This is a genomic window from Segatella paludivivens DSM 17968 = JCM 13650 (genome assembly GCF_000373185.1).
Taxonomy (GTDB): Bacteria; Bacteroidota; Bacteroidia; order Bacteroidales; family Bacteroidaceae; genus Prevotella; species Prevotella paludivivens.
The window spans coordinates 152,645-179,109 of record NZ_KB890627.1 but is presented as its reverse complement, the minus strand read 5'-3'; the positions used below and the strand labels follow the sequence as shown (position 1 = coordinate 179,109).

The window sequence follows — 26,465 nt, the reverse complement described above, 5'->3', positions numbered from 1 at the left end:
TCAATTTATTAGTTTGATAGTTAATATATTTTTATTACTTTTGTGAATGTAAATTTTTACTAATCTAATAAAATAAAAAACGTATGTCTGGTAACTTGAAAAATTTTCGAATTGTGCTAGTCTGCCTTCTGTCGTTATTCGTCGGAAGTTTGTCAGCACAAACTATCAAAGGTACAGTAAAGGACAACTCCGGTGAACCAGTTATCGGTGCAACTGTTATGGAACAGGGTGTACAAGGTAATGGCGGTGTAACTGACGTTGACGGTAACTTTACACTAAACCTAAAAGGTAACACTAAGAAAGTTAAAGTTTCATATGTTGGTATGAAACCACAAGTCGTAAATGTTGCAGGAAAAAACTCTATCAAAGTAACTCTTGACGATGAGGCAACAAGCCTTAACGATGTTGTCGTAATCGGTTACGGTTCTGTCAAGAAGAAAGACTTGACCGGATCTGTTGCCACAGTAAACAGTGAGGCTCTGCAAGCTGTTCCTGTAGCCAACGCTACAGAAGCATTAACTGGAAAGATGGCAGGTGTGCAAATCATGACAACAGAAGGTTCGCCTGATGCTGAAATGAGGATTCGCGTGCGTGGTGGTGGTTCTATCACACAGAGCAACGAACCATTATTCATCGTAGACGGTTTCCCTGTTGAAAGCATCAGCGATATTCCAGCAAATGACATTGAAGACATCACTGTATTAAAAGATGCATCTTCAACAGCCATCTATGGTTCTCGTGGTGCCAACGGTGTTATCCTCGTAACAACAAAGAGCGGTACAAGCGGTAAAGTTAAAGTTAGCTATAACGCTTATTACAGTTTTAAAAAAATCGCTAAAAAGCTAGATGTTCTTAACGCTAGAGATTATGCTACATGGCAATATGAACTTGCACAGTTGAAGAGTGGAGAATCAATATCTAACTATGAAAATTTCTTTGGTTCATATCAAGATCTTGATTTATATGATGATGTCGCAACCAACGATTGGCAGGATATAACATTCGGTCGTACTGGTCACACATTCAACCACAACATCAATATCAACGGTGGTACAGAAGCATTAAAGTATGCTTTCAGCTATGCCCACATGAACGATAAGGCAATCATGCTTGGAAGTAACTACAAGCGCGACAACTTCTCTTTGAAGTTAAATTCAAAACCAACAAAGAATACTACTTTTGATTTACAAGCTAGATATTCTATGACTAATGTTCGTGGTGGTGGTGCCAACGACGCTACAAGTACATACGATTCAGATAAACGTTTGAAATATTCTGTAATCTATACACCATTCCCTATAAATAACCTAACTTCAGATTCCGGTTCTGGCGACGACGACCTTGGTAACCTATATAATCCAGTACAGTCTGTTTATGACAACGACCGTCTTCAAAACAGAAAGAATCTTAACTTAGCCGGCGATTTCGGTTGGGAAATATTCGATAACTTTACTGCAAAGACAGAATTCGGCTACGACCTCACATCAAACTATGACAAGAGATTCTGGGGTACTACTACATATTATGTAAAGAACGTACCTGCAAGCGAAAATCAGAATATGCCTGCTACACAGCTTCAGCAGACAGATCGTCATAGTTTCCGCAATACAAACACTATAAGTTATGACTTTAAAAAACTATTGAACAGCAAAGACCACAGTCTTAACGTAATGTTGGGTCATGAGTATATCGTAACAAAAGAAAGAGTAAACACAAACATTATTCACGGCTTCCCTGTAAACTACATGGCTGAAGACGCATGGAGACTCTCAACACAGGGTACTCCTTATATGATTAAGGACTATTACTATCCTGACGACAAGTTGTTGTCTTTCTTTGGACGTGCTAACTATAATTTCAAGGATAAGTATCTTTTAAGCGCGACATTCCGTGCAGATGCTTCTTCTAAGTTTTCTAAAGAAAACCGTTGGGGATATTTCCCATCTGCAGCTGCTGCTTGGCGTATATCTTCAGAACCTTTCATGAAGGGTACATCAAAGTGGCTTGATGACTTGAAACTTCGTTTCAGTTACGGTACTGCTGGTAACAATAATATTCCTTCAGGACAGTTGACACAGGTGTATGAAAACAATACTACATCTTGGATTAACGGTATCAGCAACTATTGGGCACCTTCTACATACATGTCAAATCCTGACTTGAAATGGGAAACAACAATTACACGTAACCTTGGTCTTGACTTTACCCTTTGGGGTGGTAAACTAACTGGTTCTGTTGAGGCATACATTAACACGACAAAAGACTTACTTATCGCCTTCCCTGTATCAGGAACTGGCTATGACTACCAATACAGAAACATGGGTAAGACAGAGAACAAAGGCCTTGAAGCTTCTTTCACTTGGCACGCTATAAATGCGAAGAACTGGGGAATTGATTTAAATGGAAACATTGGTTTCAATAAGTCTAAAATCAAGAGTCTTGGTATGATGAACGACTTTGGTGCAGAAAGCTACTGGGCTTCATCTGAAATAGGAAACGACTATTGGATTGCTGTTGGTGGTTCTGTAGGTCAGATGTATGGTTATAAGTCAGCTGGTCGCTATGAAGTTGATGACTTCACAGGTTATGACGCTACAAAAAAGAAATGGATACTCAAGAGTGGTGTAGCTGATGCCACTAATGTTGTAGGTCAGATTCGTCCAGGTTCAATGAAGTTGGTAGACCAACTAACAGTAGATACCAACGGTGATGGTAAAGCAGATGCAGGTGACGGTAAAATTGACACAAGCGATAAAACTATCATCGGTAATGCTAACCCTGATTTCACAGGTGGTTTCGGCATCAACGCCCATGCTTATGGATTTGACTTGAGTGCAAACTTTAATTTCAGTGTTGGCAACGACATATACAATGCCAACAAGATAGAATTCTCTACAACAGGTAAGTACCAATACCGTAACATGTTAAGCACAATGGCTGCTGGTAACCGTTGGACAAACCTTGATCCAGCAACAGGTTTGATTTCGAACGATCCTGCAAGATTGAAAGAACTTAATGCTACTACAACAGAGTTCTCTCCATACACTGACAGAATGGTATTCTCTGATTGGTCAGTAGAAGACGGATCTTTCCTTCGTCTTAACACATTGACACTTGGCTATACACTGCCACAGCTCGTTACAAACAGAATGGGCATAAACAGCCTTCGTTTCTATGTTACTGCTTACAATGTGTTCTGCATCACAAGTTATTCAGGCTATGATCCTGAAGTGTCAACAATGCGCAGAACAAACCTTACACCAGGAGTTGACTACTCTGGATATCCAAAGAGTCGTCAGTTTGTTATTGGTTTGAACTTGAATTTCTAATACGTAGGAGGATTTAAAAATGAAAAAATATATAAAGCTATCAATACTTGCATTATCATTAGCCGGACTAAGTTCTTGCGACATGGATGCACCAAACCAATCTTCGCTTGACCCAAGTGTTGTTGGATATACAGAGAAAATGGCAGAATCTGCCATAATGGGTATTCACCAGTCATTTGGAGAGACTAACTCCTATCGTGGTCGTTTCATTCCATATTACGGAATGAACACCGATGTAGAGATGATGAATGTCCCAACTTTGGCACAAACACCAGACGGTGGAAAGAATGACCTATGTGCTTACAACGCTACACCAAACAATACTCTTATGAATACATCAAACAATGCGTATGCAAAGTTTTATGAAGGTATTGAACGTGCCAACATGGTAATAGACGCTATAAAGCAATATGGAACCCCTGCAAGTCGTCCAGAAATGGCACAATTGCTCGGTGAGGGTATGACTCTTCGTGCCGTACTTTATCTTGACTTGATAAAGGGATGGGGAGATGTTCCTGCACGCTTTCAGCCTATTTCTACAAGTACTATGTATCAGGAACGCACTGATCGTGATTCGATCTACATAAGACTGCTTTCTGATCTCAAGGAAGCTGAAGATATGATGCCATGGCCTAACGACAATGATAAGACTAAGAACGTTGAGCGTGTCAGCAAGTCTTTCGTAAAGGGACTCCGTGCACGCATCGCACTTTATGCAGCGGGATATAGTTACCGTGCAGACGGAACTGTAAGAAGAAGTAACGATCCTGCCCTTTCAGTAGACAATATGTATAAGATTGCACGTGATGAATGCGAAGATGTCATCAACAGTGGAAAGAATAAGTTAGGTGACTTCAAAACAAACTTCACGAACCTTTGCAAGGATAATACCGATGCTGGAAATGAAAGCCTTTGGGAAATTCCTTTCTCTGACGGTCGTGGACGTGTACTATATACTTGGGGTGTTAAGCATAATGCCAAAGACCAGTATACAAAGCAAGCACAAGGCGGTGTAAACGGTCCTTTACCTTATTTGTATTATGATTATGACAATGAGGATGTTCGTCGTGATATCACATGTGTACCTTACGACTGGAGTAACGAATCACAAGCAAAGCAGCAACTGCGCAAAGTAAACAAATGGTGTTTCGGTAAACTTCGTTATGAATGGATGAATCGTATCGTAACATCAACAAATGATGACGGTTTAAACTTCCAGTATATGCGAATGGCTGATATTTATCTGATGGCAGCAGAAGCCATTAACCAACTTAGTGGTCCTAGCGATGCATGGGGATATATGGAACCGGTGTTGTCACGTGTATTACCAGCAGAGAAGGTTGCTACTCTTAAGAATAAATATACTGCAAACAAAGACGCATTCTTCAATGGTATTGTTGAACAGCGCGGACTTGAATTTGCTGGTGAACAACTTAGAAAAGCTGACCTTATACGTTGGAACCTTATTGATGACAAACTTGCTGAAGCAAAGACAAAGATGCAGGCATTAAGAACTCGCACTGGTGCTTACGCAGACTTACCAGGAAGTGTATATACCAAGACTGCCACAGATGGTGAAACCCTTCTTATCTATGGTCTTAATCATGGTGATACAGATGATGAAGGTGCAAACCTTGTTAGCTTGAATGGATACGAAAAGACTTCATGGCTTGAACCAGACTCAAAAACTGGTATTTTAAAGATTGATGACGACCTTGTAAACGGTCTATATATCAACAAACCAAGTACACATGCTATCTGGCCTATCTGGCAAACTTTCATAGATAACAGTAATGGTAAGCTAAACAATACATGGCTCGGATTTTAATATATAAAATTCCTAAGATTATGAAGATTATAAATAATATATCAAAATACCTGCTTGGACTTGCGACCATCGTTGCAGTGAGTTCTTGCAGTGATCAAATGGACGAGATAACAAGTTTGATTCTCGACCGAAACTACGCTCCAGTTGAATTGACCGCAAAGGTCGTCAACAAGACAAACGTAAAACTTACTTGGAACAAGTCTAATGCAGACAGCTATACCATAGAGGTGTTCCAAGATGACAGTCTTACTTTTGCGGGAACTCCTGTGAAAACAATTACTGGCGTTCTAGCCAGCGCCATTCCTTACACAGTAAGCAGTCTTCAAGGTGAGACTAAATACTCGTTCAGAATTAAAGCCATAACAAAGGATGATTCTTCAAGAGACTCTAAATGGAGTACGGCTTATGCTGAAACTGATCCTGAAAATATTCTCAGTGCCGTAAATGAAGAGACTGACATTACAGCAACTACTGTAACTTTGAAATGGCCGGCAGGACAAACTGCAACTTCTATCGTGGCTACGGCTGATGGTTCTTTCGCATCAAATGTAATCTCACACACTGTAACAGCAGATGAGATTGCTTCAGGAAAGGCTACTATCAGTGGACTTTCTCCAGAAACAAGCTACACAATCAAACTGTATAATAACACAAAGACAAGAGGTACCGTAAGTGTAAAGACTGCAATTGATTTAGGTGGCGCAACCCTTGTTAAAGCAGGTAGTGATCTTAAAACCTGTATTGACAATGCAAAAGATGGTGACGTTTTAGCATTGATGCCAGGTACATATCCAATAAACACAATAGATGGAAACATGCCTCTTAACAAGAGCATCGCTATCAAGTCTGTACGCTCTTACGACAAGGCTATAATACAAGGAGGTTTCCAACTCAGCGATGGTGCAGCACTTAGCTTAACACAACTTGTTCTTGACGGAAACAACAATGTTACAATCAAGTATGTTGCAGACTACAAGACAGCAGGCAAATTTGGCGATTTAACTATCGAAGGTTGTGAAGTCAAAGGATATACAGGTGGTGTTTATTATGTGAATGTAGCATCTGATATTACAAATTTAAAAATTAACAACAATATCATCCACAACATTAGCACAGCAAGTGATTTCCTTGATTGCAGAGCAGGTGCAATCCACAATTTGACATTCACAAACAACACAGTTTACGCTATCTCTTGTCGTGACTTCTTTAGATACGATAACAAGGCTAGCAGTTTCCCTGGAGTTGCTCCATACATCAGCGTTGACCACAACACACTTGATGGTCTGGGCTCTGTAAATAAGGGTATTTTCTATGTAAGATTCACTGGAACTTCCATAGCCTTTACAAATAATATCGTAAGTAATTCAACTGGTTTGTTCTGTAAATTTGCAACAACAATCATTCCGAGTTTCAGTGGTAACAACTACTATAACTCACCAAACTTTGTTCAAGCGACTGATGATAAAACAAACACAGGTATAACCGTCTATGACAATACTGGTACTAGTTACAATCCTAGCTATGCAGACTATGCAAATCATGATTTTACAGTAAAGACTGATGATTTGAAATCTTCAAAGACAGGTGACCCTCGTTGGATTAAATAAAGATATTCTTATTAAACAATAAATCAAGTAGGAGAATACAAAATGTATTCTCCTATTTTTATATTCTCTCCCATCCTACTATATAAATCATAAAGATACATCTACAAGAAAAAGTTTATTGAATGCCACTAATGTCATAAAGCCTTTGTTTATAAGAGATGAGCGAGTGACATTAAGTATATCCCCTGCGTTTTTTGTATTATTTAGCTACGGAGCTACATTATCACTCTCAAAGCCTATAAACAGAGGGATTGAAGATACGTAGCTAGGTCATTTTAGCTTCGTGAGCTACGTTTTAGCTACGTTATTTATTTCTATATATATAATGTACGTGCATGCACACGCGCACTTAGGAGTTTTTAAAAATACTAGTGTCGAAATGTCAACATGATGAATATCAATATGTTATCTGTCATTTTTAATAATATATGGTGACGGTGATATGACGAAGAAGCCTCAAATTTTATCATGCGTTTTACGAAGAAATGCATTGTGATTTATGTTGTTTTGGGGAGTGATAAGGGCCTTATCACTCGGTAAAGTAACACGAAATGGAACCTAGTTTGCTTGCAAAATTGCATTAGAAAATTATGCAATTAGATTTTTGCTTGACACATTTTCGTCACTTGATTATTCTCGAAAAGAAGTCTAACAAGTTGACATTCAACGGATAGACATTTCGACACTAGTATTTTTGAAAAGTCGAAAGTGTGCGTATGCGCGTGTATTATTATGTGTAGCACCAGTAATTGAAACTTTGGCTAACAGCTCAAACTTGATTTCATTGTATGAATAAAAATCTTACAGTATCTTTGCCGAGAATTCAGCGGAATTCGGCAGAACATTTAAACAAGCTTGAAAATTCTGTTCTCGTTTACTGAATCTACTTTCACATCCTCAGTTCCTCAGATACAGCCAACGGTTCTTTGACAAATTCACTCATAGAATACATTCCATCCCTAAAATGACACAAGTAGATGTAGCTGAATCTTGCAAGCTACGTTTCGTTATCCCCATAAAGGCTTTGTCAGATATACCGTAGCTTTGAAAACACGCAGGGAAGCCATCTTAAGTAGACAAAATTCAAATCATCACCAATATATCTAGACTCAAACTCTAGACATAACAACAGTTAATTATGAAGGTTGAATTTATGATAAATACAACCTTCATAATTAAAAATTACAATATAGCATGGAGACGAACAGAGAGAATGTTGACAGGACCTGTGCGATCTTTATTGTATCCGGGATTAACTAAGAATTGATAAGCACCAGTTAAATAAAGATTTTTTCTCAACTCTGCAGAGTAATAAAGCTCTACCAAATGTTCATTGGTATAATTAAGATTGCCATCGCCAAGCATAAAGCCTGTACCGCCTGCTTTTAGATATTCTCTATGATCTTTTGATAGACCTGATACGACATAAGCTAATCCTACATTGTCATTTTCTCTTTTCCATTTCTTTCCTGTTAGAGAAAAGCCTCCACTAACAGAATGGTCTATTTCGGTAAAAGCCCATGTTTCATTACGTCCATTATTCCAACTTGCTCTGAGAAAACTGCCTAAATCGTTTGTTATATTCTGTTCTGCATTTAAAGCAAAGCCAAATTTTGTATTACCATATTTTCGGGTATCCTCAATATTAGGATTGACAGGTTGTTGATTAATGCTTTGTCTGTAATTTCCCATCTTGGTTGTTGTAAAGAATGTAAGTAATCGTATTGCTCCAGCTAACTCGTTCAGGTTATAACGATGTGTATATTCAAGCGTGTATGAACATGATTTTGAAATATTCCAGTTCATTTTATTTCCATTTGCAGTTAAGGGGACTAACGACATTCCGTATCTCAATTCATGCTTGGGTGTTACCAATTCTAAGACAAGACTCGGTGTATAACCTCTTGTGTTAGCAGGATAGTCCCATGCGCCACTATCCATTAAAGCCCAACTCATAAATTGAGTACGGGGATCATGACTAAACTTATTATCATCAAAAAAATCAGCAATACCAATTTTACCTATAGTAAATGCCAAATACTTAGTTGGTAAATCTCCAGCTAATTGGTTACTATCACTTGTTTGAGAAACGGTTTCTTGAGTCAACGGCAAAACCTGTCTAAAGAATACGCGAGCTACATAAATGTGTGGTGCAGGATCACCAATACGAAAAGTTTCTCCATTTGTAGCTGCCGCAATACCTAATGCTCCGCTAATGCCAGAACCACCAGCGATCTCAGGATTAATATAAAAGCTTGCACCTTTCCACATTCTAACACCCGCAAAAAGTGTAGCAGTAATAGAGGTTTGGCTTTCGGTCGCAGTTTTCAAACTATTTATGCCAGAATATTTAGCGTTAAACCCAGGCTTATATTGATTTATTACTGTCGTTTGTGCATGAATCGTAAATCGCTCGTTTGCGATTGTGTCAGTCTGTGCATAAATTTGCATAGCCACCATAACAGCTATGTAAAGTAATATATATTTTTTCATTTCTATGCTTGTTTTTATCTACTCCATTTTGATTTCTTTCATCAAAATTCTCAAATATCAGAAATTATGGAATCGTTTAATAAACCAACTTTTCACAATCTGAGTAAGAATCGCATAAGCGACCAATATTATAATCAAAAATGGGAAATACGTTATTGGAAGTGCTTGCAAACCCAGCAAATGAGCAACTGGAGAAAAAGGTATAAAAATACCGATCGCCATGATTAAAGAAGTCAACGCAACAACTGGGGCTGTAGCCCAGCTTTGAATAAATGGTATTTTACGGGTTCTAATCAAGTGCACAATTAATGTTTGCGATAATAAACCTTCAATAAACCATCCACTTTGGAATAAGCTTTGGTGTTCAGGAGAATTAGCTTTGAAGACGAAATACATCAACGCAAATGTAGCATAATCAAATATGGAACTTATTGGTCCAATAAAAACTATGAATTTAGATAAGAACTTCGCATTCCACTGTTGCGGTTTATTAATATACTCTTCATCCACTCTATCCCATGGAATAGATACTTGTGATATATCGTAAAGTAGATTTTGCAATAATAATTGAACAGGTAGCATCGGCAAAAATGGTAAGAATGCACTTGCACCAAGCATACTGAACATATTTCCAAAGTTACTACTTGTGGTCATTTTGATATATTTCAGGATATTTCCAAAAGTACGGCGACCATATACTACTCCCTTCCTTAGAACATTCAAATCGTTCTCAAGCAAAATAATATCTGCACTTTCTTTAGCAATATCTGTAGCTGTATCCACAGAGATACCAACATCAGCTTGTTTTAAAGCTCCTGCATCATTTATACCATCTCCAAGAAAGCCAACGGTATTTCCTTTGCTCTGTAATACCTTCACTACTCTTGTTTTTTGCAACGGATTTAGTTTGGAAAAAATACTAATATCACCGATTTTTGAAGCAAGTTCTTCATCGGTTATTTCATCAAGTTCATTTCCTGTGATAAGGTTGTTGACTTCAATGCCAATGTCATTACATATCTTTTTAGTTACAATCTCATTGTCGCCAGTTAATACTTTTACATTAACTCCTAATTTGCGTAATCGCTCTATTGCTTCTTTTGCCGAAGGTTTAGCTGGATCAAGGAAACCAATGAGTCCAACAATCATTAGATTATTTTCGTCAGCTACAGAATAGTTTAATTCTCGTTGATCAAATTCTTTGACTGCAACCAGCAATACTCGCATGCCATCTTCATTCATTTTCTTAGTCTCACGAAGAATTAATTCACGGGTACTATCATCGAGTGGAATAACCTCATCAGTAAAGATCTGCAATTTTTTGTCTTCTCCTGGATCAAAAGCATAAGAAGAAATGGAAAGTAATTCTTCTACAGCACCTTTACAGATAAGCAAATGCTTTCCATCTTTTTTTTGTAGAATAACCGATAATCTACGGCGCTGAAAATCAAAGGGAATTTCATCTATTTTTTCGAAGTCTCTTTCTACATTTAGTTCTTCATTAAGTTCTGCATGAGTTAGGATTGCATTGTCGAGTAGACTTTTAACGCCTGTTTGGTGAAAGCTATTGAGGTATGCCCAACTCAACACCTCCTCATCATCAATACCGTAAATATTTACATGCTTTTCTAGTACGACTTTATCAAGAGTTAATGTTCCTGTTTTGTCTGTACATAGAATATCCATGGCTCCCAGATTCTGAATTGCATTCAAGCGTTTAATAATCACATTATGTTTGCTCATACTAACAGCTCCTTTAGCAAGATTAGCCGTTACTATCATAGGTAACATTTCAGGAGTGAGTCCTACGGCCACAGCAATAGCAAATAGTAAAGAATCGTACCAATTGCCTTTCATAAATCCATTTATCAGGAAAATGAGAGGAACCATGACAAACATAAACCGGATAAGCAACCAACTTATCTTGTTTATTCCTTTATCAAAGCTGGTTTCAACTCGCTTCCCAGTAACAGACTTACTTATAGCTCCGAAATAAGTACTTTCACCTGTATTGATAGCAACAACTGTTGCCGAACCACTGACCACATCAGAACCCATAAGGCAGATATTTGGCAACTCAAAAGGTGATAGCTTTTTAGCATCAGCAATCGGTTGGTCATTTTTCTCAACGGGTATTGATTCTCCTGTTAGAGCCGATTGGTTGACAAATAAGTCTTTTGATTGAATCACCCGACAATCAGCGGGTATCATGTCACCAGCTGATAACAAAATTATATCACCAGGTACAATTTCTTCAAAGTCAATTTCATCTTTACCAGTTTCTTGACGAATAACAGTCGCAGTTGTAGTTACTAAGTCCTTTAATTTTTCTGCAGCAAGGTTGCTTCGATATTCTTGTACAAAACGAAGCACAACACTGATAATTACCATTACAGAAACGACTACAAGCGTTTTGTAGTCTCTATCTGCTGGAGCGGCCAGTACCACATCGATAATAGAAGATACTATTGCTATCAGGACAAGGATACCGATAAATGGATTGATAAAGGCCGAGACAAGTTGTCTAAACCATGAGGGTGTCTCTTCCCTTTTCACTCTATTGTATCCAAATTGCTCTTGCCTTTCTGAAACTTCATCTTCATTCAGTCCAGTAGGCAAGCATTGCAAGCGTTCGAATATTTCTTTTTTTGGAAAAGTAGCTGTTTTAAAAAGATTTTCAGTTGGAGTTGACAGCATCACTCCTTTACCATTGTGCATTGCTGCTCCAATGGTGTTTCTCATTATTTTTATCATGAGTTATACCTCCGTTATTAAGCATATCAGGAAGTATAAATCATGAGACACGACTTCCTAACGAATGCAGTTAAACATTATTTTATTTGTAATCGGATAAGGGTCGTCGTTCATATTTATTTTTGATTTTAAATTCGGCGCAAAGGTAGTATTAATTTTTGAAATATAAAAGGGAATCATGATTTATAATGAATGATAATCACAGAATTTTCGTTTGAAGAATGAATATTCATTTATAAAAGCTTTAGTTATTCACTAAAAATAATATGGATTAAAACAAGAAAAAATCACCAATACAAAGCATTCTATAGATTTAAATAAGAATGTTTGAAGGCTTTATACAAATCCTCATAAAGAAGTATTTTATACTAAAATACAATAAACTTTTTATAATATGGATAGGTGATACAGAAATGAAACTTGCATGGCGAAGTTATTAATTTCAACAAATACATAACTAATATCAGAAAAAATATCTATATTTGTATTATTGAAAAAATAAAAATATGAAACATAAAGCTACATTAATCGTTATTATGGCTATTACATTGCTTGCTTCTTGCAACAGAAACAAGACCGATGAAACAGCTAAACAGATAGATACGATACCAGAAATAGTGATGCACATACAAAAATGCTCACGATTATATACCGCTGAATATAAATTTCACAAGATTATAACTCATCTGGATAAAAAAACTATCAAAGCTTCTCTGTTCAAAACAGACATGAGTTTTGACATCCCTATGAGTCAGCGAAAGATTGCTATCCCTATGGACGCAACTGTGAAAGCATATATCGACTTCTCAAACTTTTCTGAAAAGAACATAACTAAGTTTGGCAACAAGATTGAAGTAACACTACCCGACCCACGAATCATAATGACAAGTTCAAGAATAGACCACGAGGGAATTAAGAAAGATGTTAGTTTGGTTCGTTCAAACTTCAGCGATGAGGAACTTTTAAGCTATGAAAAACAGGGACGAGATCAAATCATAAAATCTATTCCTCAAACGGATATTCTTGAAAGAGCCAAGATGAATGCAGCCAATAATATCATTCCGATGATAAAGCTCATGGGGTATGACGAAAAAGATATTACAATAAGTTTCAGAAAGGGCTTAAACAACAACATTAATAACCTAATTGACAAAACTACAATAGAACATGAAAAATAAGAATAAATCAAGACTCAGCATTAAGTCTCTTATCAGCAACGTTGCTGTAAATCCATTACTGCAAGTTGCGATAATAGCTATTGCCGCTATCATTATACTAGCCGGACTATATTGGCTAAACAAGGATAACAGCATAAGTATTGAAGAGAACAAGAAGATTGACATTACGCCTACAATGATAAAATCAATTGAAAACATTGGTGAATGGGAATTTCTACAGGTAAATGATGAAGAACTGACTGATACAACAAGACATAGTTTCTTTGGTGACGATAAACTTGTGAGGATATATTATGGAACACTTCGACTGGGAATAAATCTGCATGAGACAAACAAAGACTGGATAAAAGTAGACCACGACACAATAAAGGCTATATTACCACCCATAAAATTGCTTGACAATGAATTCATTGATGAGGCAAGAACAAAGCCTTTCTCTGAGACAGGAACATGGACAGACAAAGACCGCAAAGCACTATACAACAAAGCATACAACGCGATGAAGGCACGTTGCATGGCAGCTGACAATATTACCAAAGCTAAGAATAACGCAACTATACAGTTTAACAATATATTGCACTCAATGGGATTTGAATATGTAAAAATACGATTTGACAAGTGACAATAAATAAAGGACCCGCCAGCAAATCTGCTAGCGGGTCCCTTTCTCACTAAATCAACAAAAACCATTTAACCCATCCTCGCTATGAGGGAAATCTAATCTATCAAAACACAATACTCAAAACTCTCTAAACATTTTATTCCTTAACGTGTACCTAAAAACATTGAACCTACTTTTTTTATAATCGCTTGGAGGAAGTACATAACCACAATCTAATGATTTATGCGAACTCCAACAACAATGCAAAGATAAAACTAAATTTCCCCCGTTGTTCTGATAATTGTCAATATTAGCGCAAATCGTTGAGCAAACGATTGCACAGTTTTAATGTGTTAGTTTTTATTCAACATTCCTGCCTGTTGCTATAAAGTAAGCAGTCTTGCAATCAAGATAGTTGCAAACTGTTTCAGTATACTTGTCTAATGACTGCTGATTACTTGTCTGTGCATCGAGCAGATCGCTCATTGTTGCAGTGCCTGCTTTATAATAATCCTCATTCAGACGAAGATTTTCAGCTGATTGTTCTATACTCTTGCGTGCCACAAGAATCTGTTTGTATGAATTATCAAAATCATTATATGAACTTTGCATCTGTATGATGAGCAGTTGACGATTATCCTCTCTATCCTGACATGCAATCTGTTCAGCTATCTTCTGATGCTTCACCACATGATTATCACTCCACAAGCCACTGATAGGAACACTAAGAGTTGCAAGTCCTATCACATTAGCTTGGCCACTTCCCATCATATTTTGATACACTCCAACTGCGCCAACAGACAAAGTAGGCAACAATACTCCTTTTTTCAGTTTAGTCTGAAGTTTGTTAGCCTCAACATTTTTATCAAGAAGTTGAGCCTCTACTTTATTGTTGAGTGCAGAAACATGGTCAACAAGATAGACAGAAGGTTCAAGAATTTCATCTGTCAACGTTGTATCAATCATTATTTCATCGCCATTCTTACCTATATATTGAGCAAGAGCCATTTTGCACAGTTTGATTCCGTTTTCAACCTTCAATCTGTTTCCAACCAATTCATTCTGCTTCAGTTCAACTGTCAACATATCCTTTTTTGTAGAGATACCAGCTTTATAAGCATTTTCGGCATCATTATGAATACGTTTTAATTGATTATCAGCCATATTAATAGTTCTAAGCTTTCCAAAAAGCGTTAACAATTGATTATAATATGTCTCTGTAGATGAAACCACTTCATCTTCAGACTGTCTGATCTGCAGCTTCTTTACTTCAGTCTGCAACTTAGCCAATTTGTTTCCATTCGTTATCTGTCCACCTGCATATATTGGTTCCATAGCCATGAGTTGCGCCATCGTTCCATGCTTCAACATATTAAAAGAGTATGAAGATGGTAATGAAGCTAACGCAGCAGGATTTAATCCTAGCTGCGAGACTACACTACCCAACTTACTTTGATCAGCTGCTGATAGACTAAAGTCTTTTTTCATCAAATAGTCATTAGATTGAAAACCGAGAGCACTAGCCGTTACAGTAGGTAGATATTTAGAGAATGCATTTTTTTCAGTTTCCAGTGCTTGACTCACTCCAAGTCGAGCATCTCTTATCCTTATATTGTTGTGCATTGCCAATTCACGACACTCTTTCAATGTATATATCTTTTGTGCGCTTATTGGCAAAAACATACCAACTGATAATATTATTATTGATAGTCTTTTCATCATAATTATTATATATATTTGTTGTCTATTCAGTCTATTCAGTTTCTTCACTTACAATCTTCTGTATCATCTTTGCACGATCTTTCTCATTCTTCAAATGACGCTTCTTGTCTTCGATACGGAATATTATCCAATATCCAATAGGTATCATTGTGAGAATAAAGAACATTGCGACGATAGTACCAAAACAAACAACAACTCCCATTGGTCCCCACATCGGTGAGTTTTGTATAACCATAGGCACAACACCCATTGATGCAGCTGCACTAGTAAGGAATATAGGGCGCATACGTCTTTCAGCAGCCTGAATAGCCGCATGCTTAGCGCTGATTCTATTTTTCTTGCGCAGTTCTTCAGCATAGTCTATCATTATGATACCGTTCCTCACTATGATTCCCATAAGCGATATCATACCCAGCACACCAGTCAAACTCACGTCCTGATGCATGACATAGATACCAATAGCCGCTCCCAACAAAGAAAATAGAAGTGAAAACATTATCAATACAGACATTCGTATGTCTTTGAAATGGAAAATCAATATCACGAATATGATGATAATTGATATAGACAAACCTCCATAAATCTGTGGTCCGTTTTCATTATCGAACTCACGTTGACCACCAGCTTTCATAGAAACGCCCTTACCAGGAACAGATTTTAATGAAGCTAATGTTTTATCCGTAGCCGTATTCAGATTTACGCCTCTACGTACATCTGCAAAGACTGATATCGTTCTCACTCCATTACGTCTTACAATCATGCCTTCATGCCAATCAGGCTTAACATTAGCTATCTGGTTAAGATGTACATTCACTCCAGGGACCAAACCACTAACCATTGTATTACTCAAATCATCAGGAGTATGATTCCCTGATTTTGTATCTTTAAGCATCACGTTTACCGGATAATCACCCTCCCAGACTGTTGTAAGTGGAATACCATCACCGAATCTTGTAGCAAGATTCATAGACAACATCGCCTTGTTTATTCCTAACCTATTAGCCTCATCACTATTCATTATAACGTTTAGTCCACTGGTAGTTCCATCAAAATTACTTCTTACCAACAACAAATTGCTGTCACGGCGCATAATTTCCATAGCTGTATCTACAGTCTTATGCAACTGAGAAAGGTCACTGCCACTAAATCTAATCTCAACAGGTGATGTAGCTTCAGAATAGTCTAGTTGCTTTATACGCACCTGAGCATCACTAAAATAGCGAGAATACATCGGAGTGAACTTATCAAGCAAAGCTTGGGTATCCTCATCATCCTTAGTATTGACAATAAACTGTGCGAAATTAGTACCACCAATCTGTGGAGCATAGCTGGTTTGGAAACGAGGAGAACCACTACCATAGAATGTAGTGACATTAAGTACACGTTTATCTTTTTTCATTAAATGCTCCAAACTATCAGCAACTTGCGCGGTGCGTTCAATCGCTGTGCCAGAAGGCATATAAATTTCTACCGCAAATTGGTTACGTTCAGCCCTTGGCATCAATTTCTGCGGAGCTCTTGAAAAAAGATATCCTCCTATGATGATAGTAAACACTCCAAAACCCAATGTGATAAAAGGATGTCTGAAGCAAGCATTAATCAATATATTATAATAATGCTGTATAACTTCCAAGAAAGTCTTATGTTTCTTTTTACCACTATCTTCTTTTAATCCTTTCTTTATAAATGTATATTGCATCCATGGCACCATGAATACCGCTATCAATAAAGACACACCCAAAACAATAGAGACACCAAACGGGAACCATTTCACGAAGTCTAGCAACATACCCCTCATCGTTATCAACAATGGGAAGAAAGTGATTGAAATAGCTAATGTAGCACTGAATATTGAAGAGAAGAACTCTTTGGCTGACAAGGAGGCTGCATGCCATCGACTCATTCCCTGATCAATCTTCTCTATATAGCAGTCAATAATGACAATACTATTATCCACTATCATACCAAGAGTCACAATCAATGCCGCCAGCGTTACCGTATTCAATTCTATTCCAAAAGCATAGAAGATTCCCAACGCAATAAATATCGTTATCGGAATTGTACCAGCCGCCACACTAGCCACTCGCATTGGCAGCAGAAGCATGATGACTATGATTACTGAAACTATCGCTATACACAATTCTTTAAGGAAATCTACGACAGATGAATTTACAACTTGACTCTGATCCGTTATCGTATAAATGTGAACATCAGAAGGCAAACTAGCCTGATATCTGTTCATGATTTCTTTTACCTTATCACCAAACTGAACAATATTTTTACCTTCGTTCATCTCTAATGATAAGACAATACATTTCTTGCCATTATTCTTCACATAAGAATCGGCATCAGGATATTCACGTTTTATTGTTGCAATATCACGCAAACGTATCACATTGCCAGCAGGATCTGAAAAAACAATCTGCTGCGCCACATCATTTTCCGTGCTAAGACTTGATACCACGTGTATTGGTCTCACCGTATTCTTATCGTCAACCGATCCACTAATGATAGTCATACCTTGAGATTTCAGACTAGCCAGCAAAGTTGCAGTATTCAAACCGTATGTAGAAAGACGGTCACGATCAATATAAATACCGATCTGCTCTTTCTGTTCACCACATAGTCTCATATTGGCAACCTCAGGAATCGTACGTAGACTATCCTGCAGATTCGTCATATAATCATGCAATTGCCTATAAGTTTTGTCTTTACTCTCCAATGTAAGCAACATTGCAGACGTATCGCCGAAGTCATCATTTGCTATTAAAGCTAATACCCCAGTAGGCAATTCACCCTTAAACTGTTGAAGTTTAATTTTAAATTTACTCCAAAACTCATCCTTATTCTTTATATTATCATTCAGTTCCAGAAAGACATAACAAACACCGTCTTTGCTTTGTGAATATGTCTTTGACTTCTTTATTTCCTTAAATCCCCAAAGAAACTTCTCTAAAGGTTTTGTCACTTGTTCCTCTACTTCAGCAGAAGTAGCACCGGGATAAACAGCGGCAACCACACCTGTACGAACAGTGAAAGTAGGAAATTCATTTTTAGGCATATTAATAAGTGAATATATGCCAAAGACAATGAATACAGACACAATCAGCAGCATGATGCTGCTTTTGCGCATAACTCCCTCTACGGGATCAAATTTAGATCGTTTCATCATTGAATCTTTATTTTAGAACCCTCACTTATATTATCCTGTCCGCTCACAATTATTCTGTCACCAACATTCAATCCCATCGTTATTACAGTACCCTGACTACTAACATCACCAGCTGTTACATTGCGGCGCATGCTCTTATTTCCATCAGCTACCCAAACGTATGTGCCTTGACCATCAACAAGAACAGCATTCTGTGGCACTACGATACAATTGCTTTCACCTGACTGATTGATAGCAACATTACATACCATACCAGGCAATAAAGCTCTATCGCTATTCGTCATTTCTAATTTAATATCATAAGTATGACTCAATGGATTTGCCTGTACTCCCTTTTCCTTTACATTGGCAGTAAACATACGGTTGTTCAAAGCAGCAACATTAAAATGAACTGGCTGTCCTACATGGATAGTTGCAATCTCTTTTTCAGGGATAGAAACTTTCACCTTTATATTGTCTAATTTCACAAGCTTAAAGCAACTTTGTCCTGGAATAACATTATTACCCATATCAACACTGCGCTGAGAAATGTAACCACCAAACGGTGCACGCAATACACAATCTCCAAGATTTTTTCTTGCAATACGCGCTGCAGCTTGTGCCTGAGCAAGTTGTGTCTGTATCTCGATAAACTTGATTTCAGGTAGACTACCTTTCTTATATAGTAGGTTCATACGACGATATGCATCTTGCGTCTGTGCCAATGTAGACTTCGCAATATCATATGTATTATTTAAGGTCTGCTTATCAAGGACTGCCAGCACATCACCTTTCTTAACAAACTTGCCTTCGTCTGCAAAAACTTGAGAAACGGTGCCCATTGTAGCAAAACTTAACTGCGAACCATACGATTCTTCTACCGTACCGACATAAGTCTTGGTAGTAGCTTCATCTGTACCGCTTACCGTTAAAACACTTACATTAATAGCTTTCAAGCCATTTGTTTTTTTTCCGTTGGAACAACTTGATAAAACAATCGTTACCATCAAAAACACAATCAATCCTTTTACTTTCATTTCTCTATATATAAATTTGTTATAAAACGCTACAAAATTAGTATTAATAGTATTCAGTAGCAAGGTTGATAACATTAGTAGATTGTCCTATTTGCCAACTCGGCAATAAAAGTAGCACAAAAACGCTAAAACAATGCCAATAAATTAGTATATTTGTCGAGTAAATGTTTCACTAAATAAGAAATAATTATGTTTGATAGTAATAACCAAAATGCTCTTCAGCTCCCATTTGAATATCACCATCTGCCAGATTTCGCAGAAGATCTTATAAAGTCTGGTGAAATTGTCTCAGCAGATGCATCCATTGGATTAGTAATTTGTCTATGCACGAAAGGTAGTATAGATATTGAATCTGGGCTAAACTATTACTGTATTAAAGAGAAAGAAATGTTTTTTTATTCTCCTGCAGGGTTCTTAACAGTTCACAATGTCAGCAAAGACTTTGAAGGACTGATCATTAAACCAAAATTGGATTTTATACTACCATTGATTTCTAATCTTCTGAATGTAAGAAGTCAGATGTATATCAGAAATAATCCAAAACTTACAATGACTGATCAACAATATGAATATATTATAGGTTTAATGTCCTCTATTGAAGAACGCATTAATTATGAGATGTCTTGTGAAATGGATGAACGTAGGCGTAGTGTCCTAACGGAACTTATCAAATCCCAAGCCAGCACTTTGTTTTATGAGATATTAAATCAATATCTTATCAATCAACCCATAGAATTGACTGCACCAGATAGGAATGACGAAATCATGCAAAAGTTTATTGTTTCACTCGACTTACATTATAGAACTGAAAGAAATGTTGCTTTTTATGCAGCAGAGCAATGTCTCTCATATAGTTACTTCTCTGAGATAATAAAAGCAAAGACTGGTGTAACTGCTCTGAAATGGATTATAAGCAGAGTTATCCTTGATTCAAAACAAATGTTGGGATTTACCAACATCAGTATAAAAGAAATTGCTGATAAGCTTAATTTTCCAACGCAAACTTTTTTCGGCAAGTACTTTAAACAATATGTTGGAATATCACCAAAAGAATATCGCAAAAGATGCAAAAGCCACAAAGGGGACGTTGCTGCCAACAAAATAGAACTCAATTTATATAATTATCTCAAATAACACCAATTTGTAAAAAATAGGCTTTACATACAAATCGAAATCAACACTTAAAAAAAACATATTGGATTGTGGCAGAATTCATGCCAGCAAGATTGCAACATATTTAATATCTGAAAATGAAATCTTGCATACATTCACATGTATGCAAGACCAAATTCAAAAAACCCAATCAATTAATAACTAATGTTGTTAATCCATATATGTCCATTTTTCAAATCAATTGCTCTTCCTGTTAGCTCTATCTTTCCAGAAGTATCAGATGTCTTTAAAACAACAAGGCAACGTCCGAAAAAGACTTTACGGTTGTTGGCCTTAAAACGCTCCATTGATGTTTGACATCCATTATCTACACCAGCAATAGAAGCCTCGCCATCTACATTAAAGAATATCTGATTATCAGCCCACGGGCAAAGATTATCGTCTTTATCAACAATCTCTGCTGTAACAAAAATCAATCCGCCATGCCTATTTGAACTACGATCTGCAGTAAGTCTTATATGATCTGGCATGCCTGCAGTATGTATTGTTTGTTCACGCACAATGTTTCCATCCTTTTTTGCAACAACTCTCACTTCACCTGGTTCAAACTTCACTCTCCACATAACATGATATTCATGAGGTAGCTTGCGTCTCACTCCTTGACTGACATTGTTTACAAACAATTCTACTTCGTCAGCATTATTATAATAGCACCACATATCTATCGTCTGTCCCGGTAGCCAATTCCAATGAGGAAACAAATGCAATACTGGCTTGGATGTCCATTCACTCTGATACATATAATATATATCCTTTGGGAAACCTGCCAGATCTATGATTCCAAAATAACTACTTCGTGCTGGGAAACCATAAGGAGTTGGCTCTCCGATATAATCCCATCCTGTCCAAATGAACTGCCCACTCACAAATGGATTATTTTTCACCACATCCCATGTCTGCTCATGTGTGCTGCTCCATGAGGCGTGCATATTATCGTATGCACTGCACATGAAAGACGGATCTGTATATGGAAGCCACCACTCTTTTGGTGCCATATAAATTGTATCGCTTGGCATTATATAGTTTCCGCGAGTCTGCAATGCAGACACCGACTCTGTCATTATAAAAGGTTTGCTATGGAAGTTATGTGGTACATCCTTTATATTATTAATGTGATAATTATATCCTATTATATCTAAAGCTTCACTCTTAAACAGATTGTTTTCTGGAGAAGGTTCGTTGCATCCAGCAGTGACAGGACGTGTAGAATCCAAAATCTTCACAATCTCAGCCAATCTACGTGTAAGTTTTGCATTGACGTTAAGTTCCTTTCCTCCAAGAGAAGAAGCATCGTGCCCTGCATTAAGTATCAGGTTTGCCTGCTCAGGAGTAAGCTTATCTGCCGAAGCAGAATTCCATTGCTCAAGAACTTCGTTTCCGATGCTCCACATGATTACAGAAGGATGATTGCGATCACGAACAACCAAATCAGTCAAGTCACGTTCAAACCATTTATCAAAGAAACGAGCATAATCATTCTTTGTCTTTTTTTGATGCCACATATCAAAGCTCTCATCCAAAACCATGAAACCAAGAGAATCACATGCATCAAGTAACTCTGGTGCAGGAGGATTATGTGAACACCTTATGGCATTACAACCCATTTCCTTTAAAAGGGACAATTTACGAATGATAGCATCCTTATGTATTGCTGTACCAAGACATCCTAAATCATGATGATCGCATACGCCATTTATTTTCATATTCTTTCCGTTAAGCCAAAAGCCGGTAACGGCATCAAACTTAAAAGAACGGAAACCAAACTTAGTGGTATAAGTATCAACAACTTTCTTTCCACGTAAAAGTTCTGTTCGCAAGATATATATAGTAGGATTATCTACCGACCAAAGAATTGGATTCTGAACAGAAATATGCTGTTTATTAACTGTTATCGCATTTTCATTAGCTAATGAGGCAGAAGATGAAACGGCTACAATTCGCCCATGAAAATCAACAATGCTATTGCGCACTGTTATTTTGTCTTTTGAATTTGTTTTGTTATCAATACTGATATCAATATTCATATCACCACTCTGTGAAGCCGTGACGAAAGTTCCCCAATGGGCAACATGGATGTTACCAGTTTCAACTAAATATACATTACGATAAATGCCACATCCGCTATACCATCTACTGTTAGGTTGATCTGAATTGTCAACACGCACCGCGACAACATTTCCATTCTTCTTTACATACTGCGTAATATCATATCTAAAACTACTATATCCATAAGGTCGTGTACCCAATTCTATGCCATTCACATATACGGTTGAATTCATATACACGCCATCAAAATCAATATAATATCTTTTGGCTTTTGAGTAATCGTTTATATCAAAATGCTTGCGATACCAACCTATGCCACCAGGTAATGCACCGCCACTCGCTCCAGATGGATTTGTAGCAAGAAAATCACCCTCAATAGCCCAATCGTGCGGCAAAGTAAGTTTTCGCCAAGAAGAATCATTATAATCATGCAATGACATCTTTGCAGAATCACCCAACGTAAACAACCAGTTATCAACAAATCGTTTACTGTCTACAGCAGAAGCCGTGACAGTAAACAATAATGCCAATAATAATAAAGCAGACTTATTTTTCATTTATTTCAATTTTACAGACAAAGATTTTCCTGTATATTTAACGATTGTACCAGATATATTGTCAAAGTCCAATGCATTAGCAACAGTCTGTCCCTTACAATGATATACTATATTAAAACGGCGATTCTTAACCATACCGTTATAACTGCCATTAAGGTCACCTATTACTAAAGTATTCGTCTTGTCATTATATATAAACTTAATGGTAGAATAGTGACCTTTCTCATAATTATAATTAGTACCTTCATCCTCATAGAGAGTGAACTCACCATCATGACCTTGATATACATACAGATTAACAAATTCTGCAGGCTTTTCATCGCTCCATTCCATGTCAGGACCAAATGGAATTATTGAACCTTCGGGCACGAATACCGGAATTTTGTCGTAAGGAGCATCCGCATCAATCGTCTGCCCACCTACGTAATATTTATTTGTGTATAGGTCATACCATCCTCTCTGTTTTGGAAGATATATCTTACGGCTGCGAGCTTTATACTCACCCACTGGGCAAGCCATCAGAGAAGGACCAAACATCCACTGATTTTTAATATCATAAACATTGGCATCACCATTAAAGTCCATCACAAGCGGACGCATAATGGTATAATCATTAAAATGAACAGCACCAGCCAGACTATACATATATGGCATCATACGATAGCGTAGTTTGTCATAAGCTACAATGGTCTTGTAAGCAGGATGACTCTCAGGTGCTATATTCCAAACTTCACGCAAAGGCCATTGTCCGTGAGTACGATATAAAGGTATGAAGCATCCAAATTCATTCCATCTTGTCTGCAACTCTCTCCATTCTTTCAAATCCTCATTTTCCTCACCAGTTTTATCATACAACTGTTGTGCTGCAACATAACGATTTTCTACACAGAAACCTCCTTGATCCATACCCCAGAAAGGCAGTCCACTGATACTATAGTTCATTCCCGCTGTCATCTGTGCACGCATATCCTCCCAGCGAGTACCTATATCCCCACTCCATGTTGCTGTGCTGTAACGCTGTTCACCTGCAAATCCACTACGTGTCAGAAGAAATACACGCTGATTTGGATTCACACTGCGCTGACCATTATATATAGCGTCGGCATTTACAAGAGAATAAGCATTGAAATACTCAGTAGTAGAACCTAAAGCGGTAGAACCGCTGAGAGCCTTGCGATACCACATTGGAGTACAGTCTCGTACATTTGGTTCACTTGCATCCATCCACCATGCATCTATACCAAATTTATATTTACTATATAGATTCTCGTCCATCTGACGCCAGAACATCTTACGGGCACCTGGTGCATAAGCATCATAGAATGAACCTAAATATCCTAACCAGTCATAGATAGAATCTTTCACTGCCTGATGATACATCCAACCATTGGCATCCAACTCCTTATAGTTCTTAACACTGCTATAGAATTTAGGCCAAACAGATATCATGAAACGGCCGTTAAGAGCATGCACACTATCAAGCATTGCCTGTGGATTAGGATAGCGAGAAGACTCAAATGTATGATCTCCCCAAGAATCAGTCTTCCAATAATTCCAGTCCTGAACGATATTATCAATAGGAATATGACGCTTGCGGAATTCACTCAAAGTAGATTCAATATCGGCACTACTCTTATAACGCTCACGACTTTGCCAGAATCCAAGTGCCCATTTAGGATAAATCTGTGCCTTACCAGTAAGAGTACGGTATCCAGAAATAACATCATCGAGATTTTTACCTGCAATAAAATAATAATCCATATCAGGAGTCATCTCGCTCCATATACTTAGCTTTCCCTGTTCAGCCTCGCTACGTGGAGAGGCGGCACGAAGTCCACAATAACTCACGTCTCCGTCAGGATACCAATCAACGAGCAACTTTGCTTTAACACCTTTGCGAAGAGGCACTGTGAATTTATATGAATTGGGATTCCATGCAGTACGCCAACGTTGAGGTACAACTTCCTTCCCGTCTACATATACCTTCATATATCCAGCATAATACAAAATAAAACGATATAGATTATCTACAGGAGATTCAATGTATCCCTCATAAGTAACATGAGAACCATTAAGCTTAAATCCTTTAGGCAGACATCCTACACCTAAATCTTTCCCTGCTTTAACTTTAGCCAAATCAGGGAGTGCGAACTCATAGTATATGCTATCTTCGCCACGAACTATTTGATAACCATCTTTCTGGGTATATGTACCAGTTAAAGAGCCTTTATTTCCATCTTTGTCATAAAGTGTAAAGAGGTTGTTGAGTTGTTTGTAACCATCAGGATTACCAAAACGGCAATAGCTGTAACTATCCCAAAGCAATCCATAATTATGGTTACTTACCACAAACGGCACACTAACTTTAGTATTATATTGGAACAAATCTTCATTCTTACTTTTCATATTAAGTTCCTCGGACTGATGTTGACCCAATCCATAGAAAGCCTCATCGGTAGGACTGTCAAAAAGAGCATGCCATGAAACACCATGCTTTTGAGATTCAGAGAGATGACTGTCAACACCAATTTCACGTTCCGGAACAATAAACGGTGAAAACGTTTTTCCGCCAATATTACTTTCTGCAAGAATAGTTTTACCCTTTGGATCTTTAAAAGTAACACGGCCAGTATTCTCATCAACAAAAGCTTTGATATCAGAAGTGGCAACGATAACATTACCACCATTTTCAGTCACCTTAAAATTTGTTTTTGCATTCTGAGGCACAATAATCAAACTTTGCTTAGGTTTGAATAACGATTCGTTTGTAGACTCAACACGTATAATTTTGTCGTCAACAACTTGCAGACGAACAACCTTTGCACCATGTGCAGTTTGTTTTTTTACATTAATCGTAATGAAGTTACCATGTTGCGTATATCCTGCTGAATATACAGAAGTGGTACATAGAAACAAGGCAACAGATAATAAAGTTTTTGCGATTTTCATTTTCATTTCAGGTTTATTGATTCTACGGCAAAGATACTGT

At 37.5% G+C, this 26,465-nt stretch carries 13 protein-coding genes; 6 read left to right on the top strand and 7 right to left on the bottom strand.

Features of this window, described 5'->3' with window-relative positions; all coding sequences use genetic code 11:
• Positions 1 to 83 precede the first annotated feature (83 nt).
• Genes B045_RS0101750 through B045_RS0101740 form a run of 3 tightly spaced genes read left to right on the top strand, consistent with a single transcriptional unit; the run spans position 84 to position 6,764 of the window.
• The gene (locus B045_RS0101750; RefSeq protein WP_026234297.1) at positions 84 to 3,329 is read left to right on the top strand and encodes a SusC/RagA family TonB-linked outer membrane protein; all 3,246 of its coding nucleotides are present in this window, start codon (positions 84 to 86) and stop codon (positions 3,327 to 3,329) included.
• A gap of 19 nt (positions 3,330 to 3,348) precedes the next feature.
• Entirely contained in the window at positions 3,349 to 5,157 is a 1,809-nt protein-coding gene (locus B045_RS0101745; RefSeq protein ID WP_018462545.1) for a RagB/SusD family nutrient uptake outer membrane protein, read from the top strand.
• 20 nt (positions 5,158 to 5,177) lie between these two features.
• On the top strand, positions 5,178 to 6,764 hold the full coding sequence (locus tag B045_RS0101740) for a DUF4957 domain-containing protein (protein WP_018462544.1): 1,587 nt from the start codon (positions 5,178 to 5,180) through the stop codon (positions 6,762 to 6,764).
• 1,182 nt (positions 6,765 to 7,946) lie between these two features.
• Here the strand turns inward: B045_RS0101740 and B045_RS0101735 are convergent.
• Both B045_RS0101735 and mgtA read right to left on the bottom strand, forming a co-directional pair.
• The gene (locus tag B045_RS0101735; RefSeq protein ID WP_025883086.1) at positions 7,947 to 9,257 is read right to left on the bottom strand and encodes a carbohydrate porin; all 1,311 of its coding nucleotides are present in this window, start codon (positions 9,255 to 9,257) and stop codon (positions 7,947 to 7,949) included.
• A 57-nt stretch (positions 9,258 to 9,314) separates the two neighbouring features.
• Positions 9,315 to 11,975 carry a magnesium-translocating P-type ATPase gene (mgtA, locus tag B045_RS0101730; RefSeq protein WP_025883084.1) on the bottom strand — a complete coding sequence of 887 codons (2,661 nt, stop codon included), beginning with the start codon at positions 11,973 to 11,975 and terminating at the stop codon, positions 9,315 to 9,317.
• Between the two features lie 542 nt (positions 11,976 to 12,517).
• Here mgtA and B045_RS0101725 point away from each other — a divergent pair.
• Positions 12,518 to 13,189 (top strand): DUF4230 domain-containing protein, encoded by a 672-nt coding sequence (locus B045_RS0101725; RefSeq protein ID WP_018462541.1) that lies wholly within the window; start codon positions 12,518 to 12,520, stop codon positions 13,187 to 13,189.
• Entirely contained in the window at positions 13,179 to 13,811 is a 633-nt protein-coding gene (locus B045_RS0101720; RefSeq protein WP_018462540.1) for a DUF4230 domain-containing protein, read from the top strand. Before B045_RS0101725 ends, B045_RS0101720 begins: the two co-directional genes overlap by 11 nt.
• A 339-nt stretch (positions 13,812 to 14,150) precedes the next feature.
• Here B045_RS0101720 and B045_RS0101715 read toward each other — a convergent pair whose 3' ends face one another.
• Genes B045_RS0101715 through B045_RS0101705 form a run of 3 tightly spaced genes read right to left on the bottom strand, consistent with a single transcriptional unit; the run spans position 14,151 to position 19,700 of the window.
• Positions 14,151 to 15,512: a TolC family protein gene (locus B045_RS0101715; protein ID WP_044124640.1), complete on the bottom strand. Its 1,362-nt coding sequence runs from the start codon at positions 15,510 to 15,512 to the stop codon at positions 14,151 to 14,153.
• 31 nt (positions 15,513 to 15,543) lie between these two features.
• Positions 15,544 to 18,684, bottom strand: coding sequence for an efflux RND transporter permease subunit (locus B045_RS0101710; RefSeq protein ID WP_018462538.1), 3,141 nt, complete (start codon positions 18,682 to 18,684; stop codon positions 15,544 to 15,546).
• A complete protein-coding gene (locus B045_RS0101705; protein ID WP_018462537.1) occupies positions 18,681 to 19,700 on the bottom strand; it encodes an efflux RND transporter periplasmic adaptor subunit in 1,020 nt (339 codons plus the stop codon). The genes B045_RS0101710 and B045_RS0101705 overlap by 4 nt, the downstream gene beginning before the upstream one ends.
• 189 nt (positions 19,701 to 19,889) lie before the next feature.
• Between B045_RS0101705 and B045_RS14145 the strand changes: the two genes are divergently transcribed.
• Positions 19,890 to 20,834 (top strand): helix-turn-helix domain-containing protein, encoded by a 945-nt coding sequence (locus tag B045_RS14145; protein WP_018462536.1) that lies wholly within the window; start codon positions 19,890 to 19,892, stop codon positions 20,832 to 20,834.
• Positions 20,835 to 21,007: 173 nt separating this feature from the next.
• Here the strand turns inward: B045_RS14145 and B045_RS0101695 are convergent, their stop codons facing one another.
• Complete coding sequence (locus B045_RS0101695) at positions 21,008 to 23,476, bottom strand: glycoside hydrolase family 2 TIM barrel-domain containing protein (RefSeq protein WP_018462535.1); 2,469 nt, start codon at positions 23,474 to 23,476, stop codon at positions 21,008 to 21,010.
• The gene (locus tag B045_RS0101690) at positions 23,477 to 26,425 is read right to left on the bottom strand and encodes a TIM-barrel domain-containing protein (RefSeq protein WP_018462534.1); all 2,949 of its coding nucleotides are present in this window, start codon (positions 26,423 to 26,425) and stop codon (positions 23,477 to 23,479) included.
• Positions 26,426 to 26,465: the final 40 nt, after the last annotated feature.